Origin of the sequence: Micromonospora sp. NPDC047753, from assembly GCF_040642735.1 — a bacterium.
Taxonomy (GTDB): domain Bacteria; phylum Actinomycetota; class Actinomycetes; order Mycobacteriales; family Micromonosporaceae; genus Micromonospora.
In genome coordinates this window covers 1-5,460 of the sequence record NZ_JBEYSL010000456.1, presented here as the reverse complement: position 1 = coordinate 5,460, position 5,460 = coordinate 1, and the positions used below count along the sequence as shown (strand labels likewise).

Sequence of the window (5,460 nt, the reverse complement as noted above, 5' to 3'; positions counted from 1 at the left end):
ATTGTCGCCGTGAAGGTCACCAAGAACGCACGGACGGTCGAGGACGGGAAGCGGCCCGCGGTGCTCTACGCGGGCGCGCAGCACGCCCGCGAGTGCCGAAGATGACAGCGAGCCCGAGGGCGAGCAGGGCGTAGAACGCCCCACTCACCAGCCCGTTGAACGTGTTCTGCGCGAATCCGCTCACCGCGTCACATCCGTTCGTGACTGCGGGGCTCGCAAAACCGGCTCACTCCTCGCACTCACAGCGTCAACTCCGTTCGTGACTGCGGGGCTCGCAAAACCGGCTCACTCCTCGCACTCACAGCTTGCAGTCCGTCGAGGGCGCGCGGAACGCCTCCGCGGCGGGGATCGTCTTGAGCACCTTCACGTAGTCCCACGGCTCGGCGACCTCGGACTGCGACTTCACCTGGGCCAGGTAGGCGTCGTGCACCACCCGATGGTCCTCGGCGCGGATCTTCCCGTTGCGCAGGAAGACGTCCTCGACCGTCTTGCCCTCCAGGCCCTTGACCACGGCGTCCGCGTCGTCGGTGCCGGCGGCCTGCACGGCCTCCAGGTACTGCAGGGCCGCGGAGTAGTTGGCGGCGTGCGCGAAGGTCGGCCGGGTGCCGGCCTTCTGCTGGAAGCGGTCGGCGAACTCCCGGTTCTTCGCGTCGAAGTTCCAGTACCAGGCGTCGGTGTACGTGGTGCCGGCCAGCGCGGCCGGGGTCAGCGAGTGGATGTCGGTGAGGAACATCAGCCCCACCGCCAGGCCGACGCCCTTGTCCCGCAGCTTGAACTCGTTGTACTGCTTCACCACGTTGACCAGCTCCGCGCCGGCCTGCATGGTGCCCAGCACGTCCGGCTTCGGGTTCAGGTTCGGCGCCTTGAGCAGGAAGGTGGAGAAGTCACCGCTGGTGTTCGGGAACGGCGCCCCGTCCTTGCCGACGACAGTGCCGCCGGCCGCCGTGATCGCGGTGGAGAAGCTCTTCTCCATGTCCTGACCGAAGGCGTAGTTCGGGTAGAGGATGTACCAGTTCTTGCCGATCTGCTCGGTGGTGGTCTTTCCGGTGCCGTTGGCCAGCATGTACGTGTCGTACGCGTAGTGGAAGGTGTACTTGTTGCAGCTCTTGCCGGTCAGGTCGGTGGTTGCCGCCCCGATGTTGAAGTAGAGCTTCTTCTTCTCCTTCGCCACGTCGGCGACCTTCAGCGCGGCCGACGAGGTGGGCACGTCCAGGATCAGGTCGACGCCCTTGCGGTCGTACATCTCCTGGGCCTTGGAGTTGGCCACGTCCGGCTTGTTCTGGTGGTCCGCGGTCTCCACGGTGATGTCAGTGGTCACCGCCTTGTCGCCGTACTTCGCGGTGAAGTCGGCGATGGCCATCTCCACCGCCGCCACCGAGTTCTTTCCGGACAACTCCGAGTACGCCCCGGACTGGTCGTTGAGCACGCCCAGCACGATCTTGTCGCCGGTCAGCTTCTGGTCGCCACTCGACTGGGGGCCACCGCCACCGCACCCGGCGGCCAGCACCACCACGGCCGACGCCGCGGCCACACCCATCGTCCTGCGCATGCCCACTCCATCCATTCCGCGCGGCGTCGCGCGGGTCGTCGTTGAGAAAATTCAGATCCCGAGGTACGCGAGCAGTTCGCGTTCGCGCGAACGCACCTCGGAGTTGTCCATCGCCTCGGCGACCCGGCCCTCGGCCAGCAGGTAGTGCCGGTCGGCGACACCGGTGGCGAAGTGCAGGTTCTGCTCGACCAGCAGCACGGTCACCCCGTGCCGTTTGGCCTCGCGCAGCAGGTCGCCGACCTGCTGCACCAGCAGTGGCGACAGCCCCTCGGTGGGCTCGTCGCAGAGCAGCAGCCGAGCGCCCATCCGCAGCACCCGGGCCAGCGCGAGCATCTGCTGCTCGCCGCCGGAGAGCATGGTGGCCGCCGAGTCCCGTCGGGTGTACAGGGCCGGGAACGCCTCGTACACCCGATCCAGCGACCACGGGTCGGGGCCGACAGTGGGTGGCAGCGTGAGGTTCTCGGTGACGGTCAACGTGGCGTAGCTGCCCCGGTCGTCGGGCACCCAGCCCAGCCCCAGGCGGGCCCGCTTGTGCGCCGCCAACCCGGTGATGTCCCGCCCGTCCAGCTCCACCGTGCCGCGCTGACCGGGGTGCAGCCCCATCACGCAGCGCAACAGCGTGGACTTGCCGGCACCGTTGCGGCCGACCAGGGTGACCACCTCGCCGGCGGAGACCTCAAGGCTGACGTCACGCAGCACCTGCGCCTCGCCGTAGAAGGCGGACAGGTTCTCAATGCGCAGCATCGGCGGCTCCCAGGTAGGCGGTGATCACGCGCTCGTCGGCGCGGACCTGCTCGTACGGGCCCTCGACGAGGACCTTGCCGGCCTGGAGCACTGTGACGGTGTCGGCGAGACGGCCGACCACGCTCATGTTGTGCTCGACCATCACCACGGTCCGGCCCTGCCGGACCCGACCGATCAGCTCGACGGTGCGGTCGACGTCCTCCAGGCCCATGCCCGCGGTCGGCTCGTCGAGCAGCAGCACCTTCGGGTCCAGCGCCAGGGCGATGGCCAGCTCCAGGGCGCGTTTGCGGCCGTACGCCAGGGACGCCGAGGGGGCGTGCGCCAGCTCGGCCAGTCCCACCATGGCCAACAGTTCGTCGGCCCGTTCGGTGTAGCGGCCCATCAGCTTCGCCGACCGCCAGAACCGCCAGCCCAGCCCGCTGGACGACTGCAACGCCAGCGCGACGTGTTCGCGCGCGGACAGTTGGGGAAAGAGACTGGTGATCTGGAACGAACGGGCCACGCCGAGCCGGGCCACCTGCTCGGGGGGCAGCCCGGTGACGTCCCGCCCGGCCAGCTCGATCCGGCCGCCGCTGGGGCGCAGGAAGCCGGTGAGCAGGTTGAACAGGGTGGTCTTGCCCGCGCCGTTCGGGCCGACCAGCGCGTGCACGCTGTCCGACGCCACGTCGAGGTCGACGTCGTCGACCGCCCGGAAGCCCCGGAAGTCGCGGGTCAGCCCACGGGCCGACAGGAGCGCTTGCCCGGCCATCGCCTCATCCTCCGCACGTCGCGGCGACGGTCGGTTCGGTGACCGCGGTCACAGGCCCGTCGCGTGGACGAAACCTACGGCGGGCCTCCCGAGTCGAACCATGTCGATGGAATCCATATTCGACCCGCAGTTGACGTGCCTGAACTCCACTCCCCCGCGCCGTCGACTTGACCTGACCCCCTAGGTTGATGATCCACACAGCCCACCGGAAGGTCCCCACCCCATGCCCGCCGGCTTCACCACGGCGATCGTCTTCGCCGTCGCCCTGGCGATCAGCGCCGTCGTCGCCCTCGTCGCTCCCGCACGGCCGCTCAAGCGGATGGCCACCCTCGCGGCGCTCGGCTTCCTCGCCCTCACGCTGGTGGTCGGCGTCGCCTCCAGCGCCCATTCCGTGCCCATCCGCTCGGTCGGCATCGTCACCAGCTTCGGCAAGCCCACCGGGAAGGTGACCGGCTCGGGCCTGAAGTGGGTGGCGCCCTGGCAGAAGGTCGGCGAGTGGGACGCGGGCCGCCAGAAGTACGACCACATCGGTGGCAACAACTGCGTACGCGTGCGCACCGGCACCCTCGCCGACGCCTGCGTCGAGGTGCTTGTCGAATGGCAGGTCAAGCCGGAGAACGCGCCGAAGCAGTTCATGGACTACAAGGGCGACTTCGGCAGCTTCCGAGGTCAGCGGGTGGGTGTGCAGCTGGACAGCGCGGTCAACGACGCCTTCGCCGCGTACAACCCGCTGGAGAAGATCGACGCCCAGACCGGCGACCTCAACGTCGACCTGAAGCCGTTCGCCGCGAACATCAAGACCAGCGCGGAGGCGCGCCTCGCCACCGACGTGGACATCCTCTCGGTGACCATCACGCGGGTGAACCACGACGACAAGACCGAGGGCAACATCAAGGCGTTCCAGGACAAGCTGGCGCAGACCCGCAACCTGGAGCAGGACCGCAAGAACGCCGAGATCTCCAAGCAGATCACCGAGACCAACGCGAAGGTCGACAAGGTGACCCGTTGTCTGGAGATCGCGGAGAAGAACGGCGCGAACCCCGGGCTCTGCATCAACCCGGGCATCGTCACCGGCAAGTAAGCCGAGGCTGGCCCACCCCTGGCGGGGTGGGCCAGAGGTCGAGCGAATCGCCGCCACCGGCAACTGTGGTACCGCGAACGGCGTTGTCCGGGTTAGCCTTTGCGCATATGGCTACCTTTCGCAGCGCCTCAGTGCTCCTTTCCGCAGACGGCACCAGGACCCCCGGCACTGCCGCGCTCTTCGCCGAGCCGGCCCGTAGGGGCGGGATTCCGCCCTGGGCAGGCGACTTCCGACCCGCCAACAGCGCCGGAAACGGCCCCAAGAACGCGGTCGGAAAGACCTTCACCCTGGAGCTGCCCGACGGCAGCACCGGCAAGGTCGTGGTCCAGGGCCTCAAGAGCGGCAAGGGTGGCGTCGTGCTGGCGCTGATGGGCGAGGACGCCCCACCCTTCTGACCGGTCGCCCGGCTCTCGTCGCCAGGGTGCCCAGGGTTGGCCCTTCCCGGGCCGACCCCAGGCTCCCTGGCCAGACACGCCAGTCGCCCCGACAAATCGCTGGGATGTCGATGGTCGCGTCGCGACGGCGGTTACCAGCGTCAGTCCAGCGTGACCACCCAGCGAGCGCCCTCACCCCGCGCCAACCGGTCGAACGCCGCGGGCGCCTCGTCCAACGGAATCGTCCCGCTGACCAGCACACCCAGATCCAGTGCGCGGTCGGCGAGCTCCGCGGCCAGCACCGGCACCTCCCGGTCCGGATCGGACGAGCCGTACACCGAGGAGCGCAGGGTGCGCGCGGAGTGGAAGATGTCCAGCGCGCCCAGGCTGACCATGTCGTCCTTGGCGCCCATGCCGACCACTGTCACCGCTCCCCCGCGCCGGGTCAGCCGCCAGGCGGCGCGGATGGTGGCGGCCCGACCGACGCACTCGAAGGCGTGGTCGACGCCCCGGCTCTCGGTGCGCGCCCGTACCTCCTTGGAGAGCCGGTCGTCGGAGAGCAGGAAGTCGGTCGCCCCGGCGGCGAGCGCCAGGTCCCGTTTCGCCTCGGCGACGTCGATGGCCAGGATCGTCGTGGCACCGGCCCGGCGGGCCGCGCTGAGCACGGCGAGCCCGACCCCACCGAGCCCGACGACAGCGACCGACTCGCCGGGTGTCACCCGGGCGGTGTTCCGGACCGCACCGACGCCGGTGAGCACCGCACAGCCGAGCAGTGCGGCCTGCTCGGGCGGCAGCCCGGCGGGGATCGGAATGACGGCACGCTCGGGTACCACCACCGCCTCGGCGAGCGCGCCGAGGCCGAGGGTCAGGTGCAACGGGACCCCGTCGTCGGTCTCGCCGCGCGACACGGTCGGGGCCGTGGTGTCGGCGCAGAGCCACGGCTCGCCACGCCGACACCACCAGC

At 69.5% G+C, this 5,460-nt stretch carries 6 protein-coding genes and 1 pseudogene; 2 read left to right on the top strand and 5 right to left on the bottom strand.

The annotated features are described in order from the left end of the window. Window positions 1-94 precede the first annotated feature (94 nt). The 4 genes and pseudogenes from ABZ749_RS28360 to ABZ749_RS28345 all read right to left on the bottom strand — a co-directional run. Window positions 95-184 (bottom strand): annotated as a pseudogene (locus tag ABZ749_RS28360) (branched-chain amino acid ABC transporter permease); the annotation flags it as partial. Window positions 185-298: 114 nt separating this feature from the next. Next, on the bottom strand, window positions 299-1,537 hold the full coding sequence (locus ABZ749_RS28355) for an ABC transporter substrate-binding protein (protein ID WP_357233161.1): 1,239 nt from the start codon (window positions 1,535-1,537) through the stop codon (window positions 299-301). A 63-nt stretch (window positions 1,538-1,600) separates the two neighbouring features. Further along, window positions 1,601-2,293, bottom strand: a complete 693-nt coding sequence (locus ABZ749_RS28350; RefSeq protein WP_357233159.1) for an ABC transporter ATP-binding protein — start codon at window positions 2,291-2,293, stop codon at window positions 1,601-1,603. Then, the gene (locus tag ABZ749_RS28345; RefSeq protein WP_355502683.1) at window positions 2,280-3,041 is read right to left on the bottom strand and encodes an ABC transporter ATP-binding protein; all 762 of its coding nucleotides are present in this window, start codon (window positions 3,039-3,041) and stop codon (window positions 2,280-2,282) included. The genes ABZ749_RS28350 and ABZ749_RS28345 overlap by 14 nt, the downstream gene beginning before the upstream one ends. A gap of 223 nt (window positions 3,042-3,264) precedes the next feature. On the opposite strand from ABZ749_RS28345, the gene ABZ749_RS28340 reads away from it, so the two are divergent. Continuing rightward, window positions 3,265-4,122: an SPFH domain-containing protein gene (locus tag ABZ749_RS28340; protein WP_357233157.1), complete on the top strand. Its 858-nt coding sequence runs from the start codon at window positions 3,265-3,267 to the stop codon at window positions 4,120-4,122. A 107-nt stretch (window positions 4,123-4,229) separates the two neighbouring features. Continuing rightward, window positions 4,230-4,517, top strand: a complete 288-nt coding sequence (locus ABZ749_RS28335) for a hypothetical protein (protein ID WP_357199639.1) — start codon at window positions 4,230-4,232, stop codon at window positions 4,515-4,517. A gap of 140 nt (window positions 4,518-4,657) precedes the next feature. Here ABZ749_RS28335 and ABZ749_RS28330 read toward each other — a convergent pair. Further along, the coding region (locus ABZ749_RS28330) for a zinc-binding dehydrogenase (RefSeq protein ID WP_357233155.1) at window positions 4,658-5,460 on the bottom strand (803 nt) is incomplete at its 5' end.

What these genes read in the sequence shown, in the direction of transcription:
- ABZ749_RS28355 (WP_357233161.1), bottom strand. Translation starts at nt 1,537, where the DNA reads ATGGGTGTGGCCGCGGCGTCGGCCGTGGTGGTGCTGGCCGCCGGGTGC.
- ABZ749_RS28350 (WP_357233159.1), bottom strand. Translation starts at nt 2,293, where the DNA reads ATGCTGCGCATTGAGAACCTGTCCGCCTTCTACGGCGAGGCGCAGGTG.
- ABZ749_RS28345 (WP_355502683.1), bottom strand. Translation starts at nt 3,041, where the DNA reads ATGGCCGGGCAAGCGCTCCTGTCGGCCCGTGGGCTGACCCGCGACTTC.
- ABZ749_RS28340 (WP_357233157.1), top strand. Translation starts at nt 3,265, where the DNA reads ATGCCCGCCGGCTTCACCACGGCGATCGTCTTCGCCGTCGCCCTGGCG.
- ABZ749_RS28335 (WP_357199639.1), top strand. Translation starts at nt 4,230, where the DNA reads ATGGCTACCTTTCGCAGCGCCTCAGTGCTCCTTTCCGCAGACGGCACC.